This window comes from Bacteriovorax sp. DB6_IX, from assembly GCF_000447775.1.
Taxonomy (GTDB): Bacteria; Bdellovibrionota; Bacteriovoracia; order Bacteriovoracales; family Bacteriovoracaceae; genus Halobacteriovorax_A.
Genome location: NZ_AUNJ01000378.1, coordinates 1 through 18,057, shown reverse-complemented (window position 1 = coordinate 18,057; position 18,057 = coordinate 1). Strand labels below are relative to the sequence as shown.

Here is an 18,057-nt window from a genome sequence, read left to right as displayed (position 1 = left end):
TACTAGAATTTAAGACTTCTAAGGCATTTCCCTTAATGCAAGGCTCAATCTCTGCAAAAGCAGAAATTGAAAATAAAGAAAAGCTGAATATAAGAAAATATTCTAAACCTTTAATATACATTCCTTACTAAGCTGCGAACATGTCTTTCCACCAGCTTTACGAATACGCTTTATTTTTTGCTTTATAAGATCTTTATAAATGGGATTCGTTTCTTCATCATAGACAATTCTAATATAATCAAGCATTGTCATTCTTCTTCCACGAGTATCTTCAATAATATCATTCACATCATGACCAGCATCAAGCAATGCCTTAAGATCATCATCATGACCCTTATAAAGAGTAAAATAAATCAGAGACCTACCATAGCATGTGATACTAGAGCCATATGTTGAGAGGAACTCTTTTGAGCTCTTACTTGGTAGTTTTCTCGAATATTTTTTGATGAAACCTAATGTTGTCTCACCACTACCCATATTTAAAATTGTCTCACAAAGAACCTTTGTCTCAGGATACGTTAAAATAGAATTAGAGCGTGCTAACCCACCTATTAACTTATCTTGCTCTTCGCTTAAAGGATTCAAATTACCTTCATTACAAGGCTTTCCATCCTGAGCTACTGCTTGAGCAGAAAATGACAGGGCCAAAAATGTCAGTGCTGTTAATACAGTATTTTGTATTTTCAACATTGGTACCTCCATACCTAATTCTATAGTCTTTTCGACTGCTTAGCGGTGAACTTTAGTAAAATATTTAAAGTTGACTAAACTCTGCTTGAAATATTGAAGACTTATTTGTTTTTTCAAACAAAGAGTATTTAACAGGAATCTCTGAAGTAGCTACAAGAATTATTGTCGCTCCAAAATTCTAACGAGTTACTTTAGAAAAAAAGATAAGTTAGATCATGTTAATCGCCATGATATTGCTCTAGTATCATCTTCATATTCAATAAATATAAGGAGTTAAATGTGTTAGTTCACGATACGGCTGCTCAGGCCTTAGAAATATTAGAAAGTCATCAATCAATTCTAGTTCACGGTGGGATGGCCACACCAACTATTCTTCTTGAAGGACTCAAGGCCCATAGCTCAAGATTAAAGGACGTTGAACTCCTCCATCTCCACACCCATGGGGACGCTTTCTATGCGAATAAGGAATATGAAGGAATTTTTAGAGTCACAAACTTCTTTGTGGGTGGAAATATCAGAAGAAACCTCGATTATCAAAGAGTTGATTATCTCCCATGCTTTCTCTCTGAGATCCCTAATCTCATTAGCTCAGGAAATAAGAAAATTAATGTCGCATTCGTTCAAGTATCACCTCCAAATAAACATGGGTTCTGCTCACTTGGAACAAGTGTGGATATTATGAAGTCCGGGGTAGAGTCTGCCGATATCGTGATTGCCCAAGTTAATACGAAGATGCCTTGTATTCATGGAGATGGGATTATTCACGTTTCACAAATCGACCATGCCATCTTCGTTGATGAGCCCCTCCACTTTCCAGAGTCACGAGAAATCTCTGAAGATGAAAAGAGAATTGGTCAATTTATAGCAGGAATAATCGAAGATGGTTCGACTCTTCAAATGGGTATTGGATCGATTCCAGATGCTGTTCTCAATGCACTGACGACTCATAAGGATCTTGGAATTCACACTGAGATGTACTCAGATGGAGCCATCGACCTTTTAGAAAGAGGTGTCGTTAATAATTCTAAGAAGAAGTTTCATCAAGGAAAGTCTGTTTCAAGCTTCTTAATGGGAAGCCAGAAGCTTATTGATTATGTTGATAATAATCCTTCGACAATTCTTCTTGGTGCAGACTATGTCAACAATCCAAGAAATATTGCTCGAAATCCAAAAGTTGTTGCTATTAACTCGGCCATCGAAGTTGACCTCACAGGACAAGTCTGTGCCGATAGTTTGGGACATCATATCTATTCTGGAGTTGGTGGACAAATGGATTTTATAAGAGGGGCTTCACTCTCAGAGGGAGGAAAGCCAATTATCGCTCTCCTATCTCAAACCGCAAAGGGACACTCTAAAATTTCAGCATGCCTCAAGGCCGGAGCAGGAGTGGTCACGACTAGAGCGCACATTCACTATGTGGTTACAGAAAATGGTGTCGCAAATCTCTATGGGAAGTCACTGCATGAAAGGGCCAAGGCCTTAATTGAAATTGCTCATCCAGATCATCGCGAGTCACTTGAAAGAGAATGGTTTAATAACTACTGCAGATAAGAATAAAAGGGCCTTCTAAATGAAGGCCTTATTTTTGAAGTGACTTTGAAAAATCAATTTTCTTATGAGTGATGACTTTTGACTTTCTAAAATTTAACATTCTTGAGTCATCATTTATCGCGACCTTCTGAGACCTTGCCTCATTGATCTTATGCTGGTCTAAAGAGCTCTCAAAGAACTCACAACTTGGACTCTGAGGTTCAAAATACACCCACTGATCATCAATAAAGAACTCATTATAGGCATGTCTCTTGGCCATATTATAAGTTGTTCTAACCTCTAGTCCCAAACTTTGTGAAATATCAGTGGCCAGTTCTGCAAACTCAGTACAAACACCTTTTTGTGTAAGGTAATGATTTTCTGGCCCATCGACCTTAGGCTTTGCTCGATTCATCTTATAAGTCATCATCTCACTTGTTACACATTTCCCTAAACAGGCAACCTGACATTGATTAAGTTGAGATTTGGAAATCTTCTTTTTCATGTGAGAGAGAAGCTCATTCTTTATGGCCTTGGCCTTCTTCTTATTCTTTGATTTCTCAATATTCTTCTTTTCATTCTCAAAAATATATTCATTGAGAATACTATCAGTACTATCAATAAGAGAAATCACCGCCGGTGAGATTCCATTGAGAGTCATACTATAGGCCTCAGAAAAAACATTCATCGTATATTTCTCGTGATAAACAACATCACATGAACGCTTGGCCTTTGCCCCATCCGATAGACAAAGCCTCTTAGCATCATCAATCCCCTTAGCACTCACACTAAGCTTGAAAATAAGAGGAAAAACAAGAATACCAAATCTATAAAGTCCGTTAATCATAAAGTTATTTTATGAGTTCTTAGAAATTATTGGTAGTCAGACATTCCTGCCACTATAATAACTAAGTGGCCCAATTAGAAATCACTCACCATATTAAGTCTAAAATTAAAAGCGACAATCCTTTTTGTGATGGACGATTCTTTCAATTATTAGAAGAATCCCACTCCGTTGGTGATGAAACAGGTTGGCTACCTTATCACCTGAAATATCAACAAGATATCCTACCTGGCTATCTCAAGGGTCATAGTTATGGTGAGTATATCTTTGATTGGGCCTGGGCAGATTTCTATCAAAGATATCGTATTCCCTACTACCCTAAACTCATTCATGCCATTCCATTTACACCAGTGAATGCCCCTAAAAACCTAACTCAAAGCGCAGACATATTTTCAGAACTTGTCGCTCATTCATTTGAAAACTATCAACGCACAACTCAGCTCTCAGGGGAGCACTACCTCTTCCTTACTGATGACGAAGCAAAAATAATTGAATCCCAAGGCCATAAGATCATGAAGAGCACACAGTATCATTGGCAAAAGAAGTGGGACAATTTTGAGCACTTTTTGCAGTCCTTAAAAAAAGGACGACGAAAAATGATTAAGAAAGAAAGACAAAAGGTTAAAGACAGTGGAATAAGAATTAAGACTTATCGCGCTCATGAGTGTTTAGAGATTATGCCTAAAGTCTATGAACTCTACTTAAGTACAATTGCTAAAAAGAACTCCTATGCCTATCTTAAAGAAGAGTTCTTTCAATTACTTCCAAAAATGATGGATGAAAGCCTATTGATTTTTATAGCGGAATATAACTCTCAAGATATTGCCATGAGTCTGTTTATAGATTCTGAAAAGGCCTTATATGGACGATACTGGGGGATTCTTGCGCAATATGAAAATGAGTTTCCCGCCCTTCACTTTGAAATGTGCTACTACCAAGGTATGGACTATTGCTTCAAGAATGATATTCCCCTATTTGAGGCCGGCGCCCAAGGAGAGCACAAACTATGGCGCGGTTTTGAACCCGTAGAAATCCTTTCGGCCCACCACCTGCGTATTCCCGAGCTCTTTAAACCTATTTGCGATTATATTGATCAACAGAATCAGGAAGTCGAAAACAGAATTCTTGAGCTCAGAAAATATCTTCCCTACAAATCCTAATCTAATTTCTTAGTAAAGAAAGTATAGAGAGAAGGAATGAGTAAGAGAGTAATAATTGTTCCAAAGAGTAGCCCCCATCCCATTGTCAGCATCATCTCAGCAAGCATAGAATCATAACCGGCCACCCCATAGGCCGTTGGTAAAATACCGACCACTGTTGTGATCGTTGTCACGAGAACAGGTCTTAAACGAGTTGAGGCCACATCAGCGATCACTCGCCAACCACACTCATCCCCTTCACTTAAGCGGGACTCAATCTTATCAATCATTACAATAGCATCATTAATAACAACACCAATCATTCCAAGTGTTCCAATAACGGCAAAGAATCCATAGATACTCATTCCATGGGCCAAGAGAATATAAACAACCCCCGCGAGGCCAAAGGGAACAATGGACATAACCAGAAGTGGCTTTGTCACAGAATCAAACATAATAATAAGAATAAAGTAAATGAGTATCACGACCAGAATAATCGAGTTAACAAATTCTCCCTGACTCTTACGAGAGTCCTCAACCTCTCCTTTGAACTCTAGAATAGCGGTAGGAAATTTATTAATGACAGATGGAAAAATATCTTCCTCAAGTTTCTGAGCAATTTCAAGCGGGGTAACCTTCACACCTTCTTTCATACTCCCGTAAACCATAATAGAGCGTTTAAAATTTGTTCTTTGAATATTTGTAGGCTTTCTCACCTCTTCAACGTCAACGACATTTTTAAGATAGGCCAGTTGACCACTTCTATTTTCAATTCTTAGCTTTAAAAGCTCCTCAAGATCTTTCTTAGACTCTGAAGGAACAGTCAGTCTCACATCAACTTCTTCCTCTCCTTTATTGACTGAATAGAGAATTGACCCTTCAACAAATGAGCGAAGTGCCGAGGTGACACTCGTTGGATCAATATTAAAACGAATCAGCTGCTCTTGCTTGATCTTGAAAATATACTCTCTCTTCTTAAGTGGCTCTTCAATTTCAACCTCTGAAAAATATGGGAGCTTCTTCATCTCATCGGAGATCATCTTCGTAATCTGGCCACGCTTCTTATCATTATTTTCTTGGACTTGTAACTCAATGGCACTTCCCGAGTCCCAACCCCAGCGTCCTTTAATAAATTTCACAGACTCTAAGTTTTCAAAGCCATTAGTTTTCTTCTTCCAGCCCTTCATAAGTTCATTAAGAGATAGGCTCCTTTGATCTGCAGGCACTAGCTCAACAAGAATTGAAGCCTCATTCTCCTTAACTTCTCCCCCTCTTCTAGACTTGGCCACAGTACTGCGAACTCCTACAACATTGGTAGAGTCTTTGTAAAAGAGCTCCTCAATTGGAGCTATATAGCGGGCCGTGTCCTCTCGTGCTGCATCTTTATGGGCCTTAACCTTAACAATAATTTCCTTACTTTCTTCACGAGGAAACATCACAAAGCGCATCTGTGTTTTAAAGATAAAGATGGCCCCTGCAAGTAAGGCCACAAAACCTAAGATGAGAGGTATACGAATATTGAAAACCTTATTTAGGAAACGACTATAGAGTTCCTCATACTTATGAAACCATGATTTCTCTCCTTCATCTTTAACAAATCTATCAAGAAGAGGAGTCTTAGCGCTTAAGTGCGCCGGAAGAATAAAAATAGATTCGATCAATGACCCCAATAACATCAAGGCCACAACCAGTGGAATATAAGAGACGAGTTTACCAAAGAACCCTTCAAAGAAGATAAGAGGAATAAAGGCCACACAAGTCGTAATAATTGAAGCAATAATAGGTTTTACAACTTCTTGCGTTCCAATAATTGCAGCGTCTTTTAAGGGAAGCCCCTCTTCGCGGTGTCGCGAGATATTCTCTGCAATGATGATGGCATCATCAACGACAATCCCTAAGACAATAATAATCCCGGCCAGAGTCATATTATTCACGGTGTAACCAACAATATGACAGAGTATCAAAGTAAAACCGATACTAAATGGGATTCCCATTGCAACCCAAAACCCCGATTTTGCATCGAGAAAGAGAAAGAGGATCAAGAGGATTAGAATGAAGCCCAACAGACCGTTTGAACCAATAATCTCAAGCCTATTAGTCACTTCATAGGACTCATCATCCATTAGAACGATGCCTATTTTCCCATCTTTATTCGAACGATTAAATTTATCAATAAACTTCATCACTGAGGATTGAGCAGAGAGAATATCTGTTGAAATGGTCTTCTTCACATTGAGAAAAACCCCTTCATGCCCATTGATTTTAAAAATAGTCGTATCCTTTTTAAAATCATCACGGATAGTGGCAATATCAGAGAGAAGGACTCCCTGCCCTTCGTAATTCCCTCTAACAATAAAGTTCATAAGGGCATCAACTGTCTCTAATTCATTAAGAGCAGTAACCTTACTTTCTCCTTTATCCTCAAGGGCCCCAACAGGAACTCGAACATTATTCTTAACAATTTGACTTCTGATCTCTGTTAGAGAGATTTCCATCTTCTTCTTTTTCTCTGGATCAACCTGAATTTGGATTTCTGGTTTTCGGTAATAATCTTTTTCAACAGAGCTGATTTCTTTTAGGGCCAGAAGTTGATTTTCAAAACTAAGAACGTATTCTTGTAACTCAGCACGTGCCTTAGTATCGAGAAATCGATGGTCCTTATGATAGATTCCAATATCTAATATGGCCTTCTCTGAACTTTTAAACTGTCGAATATTTGGAAGATCACGAACCTCACTAGGAAGATTGGCCCTGAGAACTGCATCTTTTATATCTTGGACAACTTCATCCTTATCAGGATAGTCATCATCAATCACAATACGAAAACGGCTAGAGCCAACACTTGAAGTAGAGACAATATCTTCGATACCAACAATCCCCTTGAGCTCATCCTCAATCGGCTTAGTCACAAAGAGCTCGACATCCTCAGCAGGAGCACCTGGATAGCTAGTACTAACACGAACCCAGTTACTGGCAAATTCAGGCATTTCTTCTTTACCAATATTCTTCCAAGAAAAAAGTGCTAAGAGAATAACACCAAAGAAAAGGACATTAGATAGGAGGTGGCGGGTACAAAAATATTCAATAATTTTCTTCATAGTCAATAATATGCTGCTACAGGTTATTTATGCTAGTCCTTAATTGTCATTTCTGTGTCAACTCAATAAGGAGACTGGTAAGAAGCGATAAATAACACCCACTAAGATATAGAAACCCAAATGAATAGCATAAGAAGTCGCCAGGCCTGCTCTAAAATGAAGCACAGAGAATGAAAAAAGAAAGCCAGCAATTAATGATGGTAAAATAAAGATCAAAGAGAAAAGACCTTTGAAAATAAAGACCAGTGGAAAGTGTAGAACAAAGAAAAGAGCTGTAAAAACTCCTACAGTCTTCCACTTATCAGCTAAAATCTTTTGATACTTAAATAGGCAAACATAAATAAGCAGTTGTTGAAAAATCAACTCACTTAACTTACTAAACGATGCTTTAATATCAAAGAGAGGAAAGAAGAATTTATATTCTAAGACCACTTTCTTCGTCATAGAATTTAGAGGAATAAAACTTTCAATAACACTTGGCAAGAGCAGAAAGAGAACTGAAAAGAAGCCCATGATGACAGAATTTGATTTCTTCGTAAGATGAGAAATAAGCTCCTCTTGAAAAAATAAGTAGCAACCAAGAAAGGCCATTGAAAGGTAGTAGATAACAGTGAACATAGGGGTTTCTAGGTAATTAAAACCAAAGAACTTGTCCCACATAAGTGGATAGGCTCCCATGATTAACATCCAAAAGGCCAACCATTTCACACTAAAAATAGTTAGACCTAGAGCTTTAGACATATTGCTTATACTCTTCTAAACATTCTGGGTTTGCCACGGCCTCGATATTATTTAAGGCCCTACCATTGATAAGCTTCGCCACCGCTAGCTCCATCTTCTTTCCCGAGCGAGTGTAAGGAATATCTTGAATGGCCATCACTCGGCGAGGAACATGGCGAGGAGTTGTATTATCTTTAATCAATTTCTTAATTTCTTTAATTCTCTCAGTCGAGAGCTCTTCACCGGTATTCATCTTAACAAAGAGTTGAACTTCAACATCACCATCAACTTGCTTTCCAACACAAATTGAATCCTCTAAGTAAGACAAGGTCTCAGTTTGACGATAGATTTCAGCCGTCCCAATTCTAACACCTCCAGGATTCAGAGTTGCATCTGAGCGCCCCAGAACCTTAACCCTTCCCTCTTTTGAAATAGAGATGAAATCACCATGGTGCCAAACACCAGGAAAGTGATCGAAGTATGCTGATTTGATTCTCTCTCCCGACTCATCACTTAAGAAATAAATAGGTCTTGAAGGAAAACTACTCTTACAAACTAACTCACCTTCAGCGTCAATGACCTCAACTCCCTCATCATTGAAGCAGGCCGTATTCATCCCAAGACCTGAACATTGGAGTTCTCCTGCATAAACAGGTAGAATAGGATTTCCTAGAAAGAAACATCCAATAATATCTGTTCCTCCAGAGATACTTGCCAATAAGAGATCCGACTTAAAATTTTTATAAACATATTCGAATTGATCAGGAAGAAGTGGTGCACCTGTTGATAAGATAGTCTCAAGTGTAGAGAGATCAACATCAGCAATATTAGTCTGACTATCTTCAAGAGCTCTCAAAAATTTTGGACTCGTCCCAAAGATATGAATCTTTTCTCTTTCAATAATTTTTACGAATTCATTAAAACTAGGATAGGCCGGAGATCCCTCGTAAAGTGTTGTCGTTCCACCAAAGTAAAGAGAACTTACTAGCCAATTCCACATCATCCATCCACAAGTTGTGAAATAGAAAATATTCTTATTTTCATTTAGATCTGTATGTAAACCTAGCTCCTTCACATGCTGAAGCAGCGTCCCTCCAGTTGAATGAACAATACACTTAGGTTTGCCCGTCGTTCCTGAAGAATACATAATATAAAGTGGATCAGAGAATTTACGTTGAACAAAATTGATTTCACTTTCACAAGGAGTAAAAAAATCACTCCATAAGACTGAGTTTGGCACTTGAGTACAATCGAAGCCCTTCCCTATAAAATCAACAATAATAACTTTCTCAATACTATCGACTTGTTCAACAATGGCCTTTAACTTTTGAGTCAAATCAAAGTACTTTCCGTTGTACTCATAACCGGCACAACTCACAAGCACCTTAGGGCGAGATTGTCCAAAACGATCAACCACACCTTCGATTCCAAAGTCACAACTTGTCGAAGTGAAAATACCACCAAGCGAAGTTGTCGCCAACATGGCCTCAACTGTTTCACTAATATTTGGCATATAACAGGCCAGAACATCATCTGGTGAAATATAAGCTGAAAGTGATTGAGAAAGGCCAGCAACAGATCTTCTTAAATCATGATAGCTAATCTCTTTACGACTTCCATTTTCCAAGACAGAAATAATCGCCGTCTTAGAATCTTGCCCACTCTTAAGAAGATTTTGAGCAAAATTTAACTCGGCCTTTGGAAACCAAGCATATTGAGAGAAACCATGATCCTGGCAAGCAGGTGTTAAATCTCCAGAGACTTGAACTTCGAAGAATTCAATCAACTCACTCCAAAAAGCTTCAGAGTTATCTACTGAAAATTGATGAAGTGTCTGGTAGTCATCTCCAGCAAGAGAATACTTCTGTTGCATCTTCTTTAAGAAGCGATACATACTAGTTGATTCAATTCTCTCTTTAGACGGACTCCACAGAGCTTTAGTCATGGTTTCTCCCTTTAACCAAATTAAATGAGGCCTTTAAGTTTTTCTTCACTACTATTTTGAACCTCAGCATGTAGTGAGTTACCGTGAGAATCCATTGTCACAACGACAGGAAACTCTTCGACTGTGAGTTCCCAGATGGCCTCAGGAGAACCAAGCTCACGCCAGTTCACAGAATCGACAGACTTTATTTTCTCAGCAAGAACCTGAGCGGCTCCACCAATTGCGTGGAAGTAAACACATCCATAATCCTGACAACCTTTTAAAGTCTTTGGGCCCATTCCACCTTTACCAATCACACCAACAATCCCATGATCTCTCATCACTTCCCATTGGTATGGTTCCTCACGAATAGAAGTTGTTGGCCCAGCGGCCTTGACTTCATACTCGTCATTCCCTTTTTCAATTACAACTGGCCCACAGTGATAAATAATTTGATTCTCAAGATTCACTGGTGAAGGAACACCCTCATGTAATCTCTTGTGAACAGCATCGCGTCCCGTAAAGAGTTTCCCAGTGATAAGAACCATATCACCAACTTTTAATTCTCTAATCGCTTCTTTTGTAAAAGGATAATCTAGTCTTTTCATATGAACCTCTTAGTATAGCCAGTTGCTAATTTTATTATCTGTTTTAAGTGAAACCCCATGTCTTCTATAGGCCCAGCACATATATGAAACTGAAACAAAGAATGAAGCTGGAAGTCTATTTAAGTGTCCAATCTTACATCCTAAAAGCGTCGTCTTTCCACCAAACCCCATAGGTCCAATACCAAGCTTGTTCGCTGTTTCAACAATATCCTTCTCAAGCTCAGCGAGCTCAGCAATTTCATTGGTATCATCAAGCCTTCTAAAAAGTTGCTCTTTAGAGTTCACATATCCTGCACCTCTATCACCACCAATACAAACACCAAGAACACCTGGCCCACACCCCTTACCTTGCGCTTTTTGAACAGCGTCTAAAATGGCCTTTCTTACACCATCAAGATCACGACCTGCTCCAAGCTCTTGATTAGGAAGTGAGTATTGAGCACCAACATTTTCACACCCACCACCTTTGAGCATAAGTCTAACTTCAACAGTCTTCTTATTATGTTCATGGAAGTGAATCGCGGGATGCCCTGGACCTAAGTTCATCGTATCATTAGTTCCCTTTAGAGAGTCTACTGAGTTCTGTCTTAGGTAACCAACTTCCGTCGCCTTAACAACTGCCTTCTCAACTACTTTTCTAAAGTCTGTTTGATTAAAACCTACTGGGTGTGCAACTTCAAAAATAATAGTACCTGTATCTTGGCAAAGCGGTTGAGACTTCTTCTTAGCAAGATCAATATTGGCCTTAATAATATTCATTGCGTACTCAGCAGTTGTATTCTTCTCTTCTCTGGCCAGGGCCTCAAGAACAACTTTTTGAATATCGTCTGGAATAACAGTCGACGTCACTCTAATCAGCTCGAGGATTGAGTCGAAGAGGTTTGCCGATGTGTTGGCGCTTTTTTTCTTAGTAGTTTTCTTGGTAGTTTTCTTAGTCGCTTTCTTAGTCGCTTTCTTGGCTGTTTTTTTAGCGACTTTTTTCTTCGCTACTTTCTTTGTGGCTTTCTTTGTCGCTTTTTTCGCAACCTTTTTCTTCGTAGCTTTCTTGGCCACTTTCTTTGTTGCTTTTTTTGCAACTTTTTTCTTCGTAGCTTTCTTTGCAACCTTTTTCTTTGTTGCCTTCTTTGCTACTTTTTTCTTTGTTGCTTTCTTTGCAACCTTTTTCTTTGTTGCCTTCTTTGCTACTTTTTTCTTTGTTGCTTTCTTTGCAACCTTTTTCTTTGTTGCCTTCTTAGCAACTTTTTTCTTCGTAGTTTTCTTGGCCACTTTCTTTGCAGCCTTTTTCTTAGTTGCTTTCTTTGCTACTTTTTTAGTTGTTTTCTTTGCAGTTTTCTTTGCTGTTTTTTTGGCGACTTTCTTTGCCATAATTAACCCCTGTATATAGTAATTCTATTGTGTGATAACTAAGCGCAATTATGCCAAGATTGATCGTCTTTATCAAATCTTTGAATTGCGTTATTTTAATTGATTCGGCCTACCTTATTCGGAAGAATTTCCCCAATTCATGAGCGTATTTCTGCGTTATCATTCCATAACCAGGATAAGAAATACCATCTAACTTAAATCTCTTACCAAAGCCACGAACTCCCCATGAATTCTTAAAGTAATAGACACCTTTATACGTGAATTCTTTCCAAGAACCATCTTCCATTTGCATACGTGAAGTCACTTCCACTTCATCGTCATAGCCAACAAGAATAACGGAGTGCCCACCACCTTTTTCGCTTGAAATTCTTCTATCTCTTGTCCCCGGCTCAGGATAACCAACGATCCCAGCATACCACTTCTTCTTATCTCTTTCTTGAATCTCATGTGTGATAGTTTTCTTACTATTCCATGAACCATAATAGAGTTTCATCCCCATAATGATTGACTCACCAGAGGCGAGGTAATCTTTAACTTTCTGATAAGATTTAAGCTTATAAGACTTCTTATACTTATATAGGCCTTCAATAAGCTCGGACTTAAGTCGCTGGGCCTCGTCACGAATAGTAACAAACTCCACATCTCTTTCGGCCAGCTCTGAATCTGATAGCTCCAATAAGGTTGGATCACGATGTCCCAATAAACAACTCTGTAGCATCAGTGGTCTCTTTTCAAGATGACCGCATCTCTGTCTCGAAAGTGGATATTCCACAAGGTCTAACCACTTCTTGCCGATATATGGCCACGTCTTCTCAGTCACCACACCATACTTCAGAACCGCTTTCATATTACGAGAAGTTGAAGAGCCTTCAGACTGCTTATCCTTCATAATAATATATTCCATCCACTCTTCAGAGAGATCGATTTCTTGAGCTGTGAATCGTCCATCGCGAATGAGCATATGCTCTATAATCCCCATGGCAGTAAACATTGTACAAGTACCACGACTCTTTTGAGACTTAACAGGTGATTGTAATTGAATAAGTTCGTGAGTATTCGAACGCAGTGGCGCTGCAAGTGATAGTTGTGCACTCACCATTAGCGCAATGATTAAATAAATTCTTTGTAACATGTTTTCCCCTTGAGATAAAAGTGTCTCGAACCCGAGCGAAAACGTCAAGAATCTCTAAAAACGCTTTGAGTCATCACTTAATATAGCTTGTCTAACTCTACTTATAGAGGCATTTTAGAAGGAGTGATTTCTTTAAGTGGACTAAATGACAAACAACGTGAAGCGGCCGACACGATAGATGGCCCTGTGCTTATTCTTGCAGGAGCAGGAAGTGGGAAGACTCGTACTCTCACCTACCGAATTGCGCACATGGTCGACAATCTTCATATTCCTGGGAAGAATATCCTTGCTGTAAGTTTCACGAATAAGGCCGCCAAAGAAATGCGAGAAAGAGTTATTGGCCTGCTCGGAAAACACAAATCCCGTGGTGTCACTCTCGCAACCTTTCACTCTCTTGGTTTAAAAATTCTCAAGAAAGAAATTGATAAACTCGGCTATCACAAGAAATTCTCAATCTATGACACGTCTGATCAGCTCGCTATTATTCGCGATGGTCTAAAGCTCTACCACGCAGGAAAGAACTTTAAAAAAGAGCAGATCTTAAGTCTCATTGGGAATCTCAAAAATGGTGGAATTGAGCCAGATGACTACGCAGACAGCCCAATGTTCAATGAAGAGGACCCATACTGTCATGCAACCAATTTTATCTATGAGTACTATCAGGAAAAGTTGAAATTCTTCAATGCAATCGACTTTGACGATATTCTCCTACTAACGGTAAAGCTATTTAATGAGAATCCAGATATTGCTCAAAAATACTCAGAGCAATTTCAATATATCATGATTGATGAGTATCAAGATACCAATACTCTCCAATTTAACCTCATACTCCACCTCACAAAATGCCATAATAATCTCTGTGTTGTTGGAGATGATGACCAGGCCATTTACTCATTTCGAGGGGCCGATATTACAAATATCCTAAGCTTTGAAAGTAACTTTCCGGGAGCAAAGGTCGTCAAACTTGAACAGAACTATCGTTCTGTCTCACCAATTCTTGAACTCGCCAACCGCGTAATTCAAGAAAATAAGAACCGAAGAGAAAAGACCCTATGGTCTGACAAGAAATCTGATCTCAAACCTGTTCTTTGGAAATGTGGTGATACAGATCATGAGTCTGAGATCGTAGTCGAAGATATTGTTAAGCACCAATCAGATGGTGGCCATCTCGGAGATATCGCCATTCTCTACAGAAGTAACACTCAGGCCCTACCTGTAGAAGAACAACTTCGCCTTTCACAAGTTCCTTACAAAATGTTAGGTGGCCAGAAATTCTACGAGAAAAAAGAAGTAAAGGATCTCATGGCCTATCTACAGGTAATAAAAAACCCTGCAGACCAAATGGCCCTAAGAAGAATTCTCAATATTCCAAATCGTGGAATTGGGATGAGAACTCTTGAGAAGTATCTCGAACTGGCCGAGGATGAGAATGTCAGCCTCTTCCACGCCATGAAAATGAAACCAGATCTCGACCCAAATCGAGAAAAACATATTCGTCCATTTGTAAGTCTCATTACAAAACATCAGGATGAATTTAGTCGTTACTCACTTGCTGAATCTATCACAACCCTAGTTGAAGATATCGACTACTTTAAGTTTATTGAAAAGAACTACGACAATGTGAAACAAGTTGATCGTAGAAAGAATGATATTAACCACTTTATTGAATCAGCAGAGCGTTTCACCAAGTTCTATGGTGAAGATGCAAACCTAGATACATTTGTAGAAAAACTACTTCTTCAAGACTCACAGGATACAAGTGATGAAGAGGAAGAAGATGATGTACGAGCAAATGAAGTGACAATGATGACTCTTCACTCTTCCAAAGGACTTGAATTCGACACAGTCTACTTGCTTGGAATGGAAGAAGAAATCCTACCTCACAAAAGAAGTATCACCGAAGGAAATGTCAGTGAAGAAAGACGCCTTTGCTACGTTGGAATCACTAGGGCTCAGTCAAAGCTTATTATGACCTATTGTAAGCAAAGAAAAATTCACGGAACCATTAGCCCTCGCCATAAATCTCGCTTCGTCATCGAACTCGATAAAGAGGGATTTTTCAAAGAACAAGACCGCGAAAGTTTTGGTCAATTCGACACTCAAGAAGAAGTTGAAGAATATAAGAAAGGTTTCTTCTCTAATCTCATGAACCTCCTCGACGAATAGACCTTAAACTGCTCTACATAAATGGGGCTAGAAAGGGCCTATAGTGCTTTAACAATAAAAACTTACTGAGTTTATTTTTGAACTGTTGGATATTGCGTAGAATTCCTGATGTGATAACGCAGGGATAAGTGGATTTCAACCCCACTTAAGGATAGCAGTTAAAGCAGATAATAAACTGCTCTACATAAATGGGGCTAGAAAGGGCCTATCGTGGATTAACAATAAAGACTTACTGAGTTTATTTTTGAACTGTTGGATATTGCGTAGAATTCCTGATGTGATAACGCAGGGATAAGTGGATTTCAACCCCACTTAAGGATAGCAGTTAAAGCAGATAAAAAAAGACCCTCTTTGAAAGAGGGCCTTTTGTATTTTTGTTATTTCTGTAGAGCTTAGTAGCAACGTCAAAGTGCAATGCACCTTGGCCTAGGGCTAATCGTCGTTTTCTAGCTTTTCTTTTCTTTCAGCAATAACTGACTCTTGGATATTTGAAGGACAGTCTACGTATCTTGCAAATTCCATAGTGTATGACGCCTTACCTTGAGACATAGATCTTAGGTCATTTGAATAACCAAACATCTCTGAAAGAGGTACTTCAGCGTTGATGATAACTTCTCCACCTGGATCAGTCTCTGAACCTTGGATCATCCCTCTTCTTGAAGAAAGGTCACCAATAACAGAACCTTGGAACTCATCTGGAGTTGTAACTTCAACTTTCATTACTGGCTCCATAATTACTGGATCAGCACTTCTAATAGCTTGTCTCATTGCTTGTCTTGAAGCAATACGGAACGCCATATCTGAAGAGTCAACGTCGTGTGACTTACCGTCTCTTAGGAAGATTTCACAGTTGATAACTGGGAAAGCTGCAAGAGGACCTTTGTCCATAACGTCTTGGAAACCTTTTTCACAAGCACCGATGAATTCGTTAGGAATAGATCCACCTTTAATTTCATTGTTGAATTTAAAGACTTGATCTTCTTTATCCTTGTCATCTTCAGCAAGTGGTCTAAGAAGACCAACAACCTGACCAAATTGACCAGAACCACCTGTTTGCTTCTTGTGAGTATAATCAAAAGGAGCTTCAGTTCTAATTGTTTCTCTGTAGTTAACCTGAGGAGCACCAACTGCTACGTTTGCACCGAACTCACGCTTAAGTCTTTCAACGTAGATTTCAAGGTGTAGCTCACCCATACCAGCAATTCTTGTTTCACCAGATTCTTCATCTGTGTAAACGTGGAATGTCGGGTCTTCTTTAATAAATTTTGCAAGACCTTTAGACATCTTCGCTTGCTCACCCTTATCTTTACAAGAGATTGAAAGCTCGATAACTGGGATTGGAACGTGGATTCCCTCTAGAGATAGGTTACAGTTATCATCGTTACCTACGAAAGTATCCCCTGATGCACAGTCAATACCAACGATAGCAATGATGTCACCAGCGTGCGCTGAATCAATATTCTCTCTATCGTTAGAGTTCATACGTACCATACGACCGATTCTAACTTTCTTTCCAGTTCTTGTATTATAAACAGTATCACCTTTATTTAGTGTACCTCTATAGATTCTTGTATAAGTCAGCTGACCAAATTGCTCGTCAGTGATCTTAAATGCCATAGCAAGTAGATCTTCTTCTGGGCTTGGGTTGATTTCTACTGTCTCATCGTTATCAGAGTTAACAGCAGTTGGCTTAGCACAAGTAAGTGGTGAAGGAAGGTATCTTGCAACGGCCTCAAGAAGTGCTTGAACACCTTTGTTCTTGAATGCAGACCCCATGAAAACTGGAGTAAGTTGAAGAGACTGAACACCTTTTTTGATACATAGGTGAAGTTGCTCATCAGTTGGCTCATTACCTTCAAGGTAAGCTTCCATTACATCATCATCGTACTCAGCAACAGCATCAACCATTTCTGATCTTAGCTCTTCTACTTTGTCAGCAAGATCAGCTGGACAATCTTCGATTCTAACGTTTTCACCGTTATCACCATCGTAGTACCATGCTTTTCTTGTGATTAGATCAACAGCACCTAGGAAACCATCTTCAGCACCGATAGGACATTGCATAAGAACTGCATTGTGGTTTAGCTTCTCTCTTAGAGCATCTCTACCATTAAATGCGTTGGCACCCATACGGTCCATTTTATTTAAGAAAGCCATTCTTGGAACATTGTAACGCTTCATTTGTCTGTCAACAGTAATAGACTGTGACTGAACACCAGAAACAGAACAAAGAACTAGGATCGCTCCATCAAGTACTCTTAGAGAACGCTCTACTTCAACTGTAAAGTCAACGTGACCCGGAGTATCGATAATATTAATTCTTGTATCTTTCTCAACACCGTCTGCGAAAGTTGTTCCCTTTCCTTCAACACCTTTCCAGTGAACAGTTGTTGCAGCAGAAGTAATTGTGATACCTTTTTCTTTTTCAAGTTCCATGTGGTCCATTGTTGCACCATCACCACCACCACGAACGTCTTCGATCTTGTGGATCATGTCACAGTAAAAAAGAATCCTTTCAGTAAGAGTTGTCTTACCAGAGTCAATGTGGGCAGAGATACCGATGTTTCTCGTCTTTGCCATTAGTTTGTTGTTAATCATTGCGTTCTCCACGTATGAATTAATTAATTTACAATGTTAGACATTATTATCGTAAAATAAGTACTAAAAATTTAAACAATATTCAGTCGCCCATCTTAGTGAAATTCCAAGTATCAGTCAATTAGGCATTTCAAAAAAAATACTTAAAACATCAATTATTTAATGGCCTAAAAAAATTCATAAATTCTACACTCCAAGTCATCAAACTATTGACAAGAACAGGTGAAATCCTTAAAAAAAATT

General features: G+C 38.9%; 10 protein-coding genes and 1 pseudogene. 3 read left to right on the top strand and 8 right to left on the bottom strand.

The annotated features are described in order from the left end of the window. Positions 1 to 102 precede the first annotated feature (102 nt). A complete protein-coding gene (locus M901_RS11955) occupies positions 103 to 690 on the bottom strand; it encodes a hypothetical protein (protein WP_021278457.1) in 588 nt (195 codons plus the stop codon). A 279-nt stretch (positions 691 to 969) separates the two neighbouring features. Here M901_RS11955 and M901_RS11950 point away from each other — a divergent pair, with 279 nt between their 5' ends. Beyond that, entirely contained in the window at positions 970 to 2,241 is a 1,272-nt protein-coding gene (locus tag M901_RS11950) for an acetyl-CoA hydrolase/transferase family protein (RefSeq protein ID WP_021278458.1), read from the top strand. Positions 2,242 to 2,269: 28 nt separating this feature from the next. Here M901_RS11950 and M901_RS11945 read toward each other — a convergent pair whose 3' ends face one another. Beyond that, a complete protein-coding gene (locus M901_RS11945; protein ID WP_021278455.1) occupies positions 2,270 to 3,067 on the bottom strand; it encodes a transglutaminase-like domain-containing protein in 798 nt (265 codons plus the stop codon). A gap of 65 nt (positions 3,068 to 3,132) precedes the next feature. Between M901_RS11945 and M901_RS11940 the strand changes: the two genes are divergently transcribed. Beyond that, positions 3,133 to 4,224, top strand: coding sequence for a peptidogalycan biosysnthesis protein (locus tag M901_RS11940; RefSeq protein ID WP_021278447.1), 1,092 nt, complete (start codon positions 3,133 to 3,135; stop codon positions 4,222 to 4,224). On the opposite strand, the gene M901_RS11935 is transcribed toward M901_RS11940, so the two are convergent. The 5 genes and pseudogenes from M901_RS11935 to M901_RS11910 all read right to left on the bottom strand — a co-directional run bounded on the left by M901_RS11935 (position 4,221) and on the right by M901_RS11910 (position 13,050). Then, entirely contained in the window at positions 4,221 to 7,301 is a 3,081-nt protein-coding gene (locus tag M901_RS11935) for an efflux RND transporter permease subunit (RefSeq protein ID WP_021278450.1), read from the bottom strand. The two genes, M901_RS11940 and M901_RS11935, sit on opposite strands and share 4 nt — an antisense overlap. Positions 7,302 to 7,358: 57 nt before the next feature. Then, the gene (locus M901_RS11930) at positions 7,359 to 8,042 is read right to left on the bottom strand and encodes a hypothetical protein (RefSeq protein WP_021278456.1); all 684 of its coding nucleotides are present in this window, start codon (positions 8,040 to 8,042) and stop codon (positions 7,359 to 7,361) included. Continuing rightward, positions 8,035 to 9,966, bottom strand: coding sequence for an acetoacetate--CoA ligase (locus M901_RS11925; protein ID WP_021278459.1), 1,932 nt, complete (start codon positions 9,964 to 9,966; stop codon positions 8,035 to 8,037). Before M901_RS11925 ends, M901_RS11930 begins: the two co-directional genes overlap by 8 nt. A 20-nt stretch (positions 9,967 to 9,986) precedes the next feature. Continuing rightward, positions 9,987 to 11,420: pseudogene (locus tag M901_RS18430) on the bottom strand (FumA C-terminus/TtdB family hydratase beta subunit). 607 nt (positions 11,421 to 12,027) lie between these two features. Next, positions 12,028 to 13,050, bottom strand: a complete 1,023-nt coding sequence (locus tag M901_RS11910; RefSeq protein ID WP_021278449.1) for a C1 family peptidase — start codon at positions 13,048 to 13,050, stop codon at positions 12,028 to 12,030. A 123-nt stretch (positions 13,051 to 13,173) separates the two neighbouring features. On the opposite strand from M901_RS11910, the gene M901_RS11905 reads away from it, so the two are divergent. Beyond that, on the top strand, positions 13,174 to 15,216 hold the full coding sequence (locus M901_RS11905) for an ATP-dependent helicase (RefSeq protein ID WP_021278454.1): 2,043 nt from the start codon (positions 13,174 to 13,176) through the stop codon (positions 15,214 to 15,216). A 432-nt stretch (positions 15,217 to 15,648) separates the two neighbouring features. Here the strand turns inward: M901_RS11905 and fusA are convergent, their stop codons facing one another. Further along, positions 15,649 to 17,814 carry an elongation factor G gene (gene fusA, locus M901_RS11900; RefSeq protein WP_021278452.1) on the bottom strand — a complete coding sequence of 722 codons (2,166 nt, stop codon included), beginning with the start codon at positions 17,812 to 17,814 and terminating at the stop codon, positions 15,649 to 15,651. Positions 17,815 to 18,057: the final 243 nt, after the last annotated feature.

What these genes read in the sequence shown, in the direction of transcription:
- M901_RS11925 (WP_021278459.1), bottom strand. Translation starts at nt 9,966, where the DNA reads ATGACTAAAGCTCTGTGGAGTCCGTCTAAAGAGAGAATTGAATCAACT.
- fusA (WP_021278452.1), bottom strand. Translation starts at nt 17,814, where the DNA reads ATGATTAACAACAAACTAATGGCAAAGACGAGAAACATCGGTATCTCT.
- M901_RS11930 (WP_021278456.1), bottom strand. Translation starts at nt 8,042, where the DNA reads ATGTCTAAAGCTCTAGGTCTAACTATTTTTAGTGTGAAATGGTTGGCC.
- M901_RS11955 (WP_021278457.1), bottom strand. Translation starts at nt 690, where the DNA reads ATGTTGAAAATACAAAATACTGTATTAACAGCACTGACATTTTTGGCC.
- M901_RS11935 (WP_021278450.1), bottom strand. Translation starts at nt 7,301, where the DNA reads ATGAAGAAAATTATTGAATATTTTTGTACCCGCCACCTCCTATCTAAT.
- M901_RS11910 (WP_021278449.1), bottom strand. Translation starts at nt 13,050, where the DNA reads ATGTTACAAAGAATTTATTTAATCATTGCGCTAATGGTGAGTGCACAA.
- M901_RS11945 (WP_021278455.1), bottom strand. Translation starts at nt 3,067, where the DNA reads ATGATTAACGGACTTTATAGATTTGGTATTCTTGTTTTTCCTCTTATT.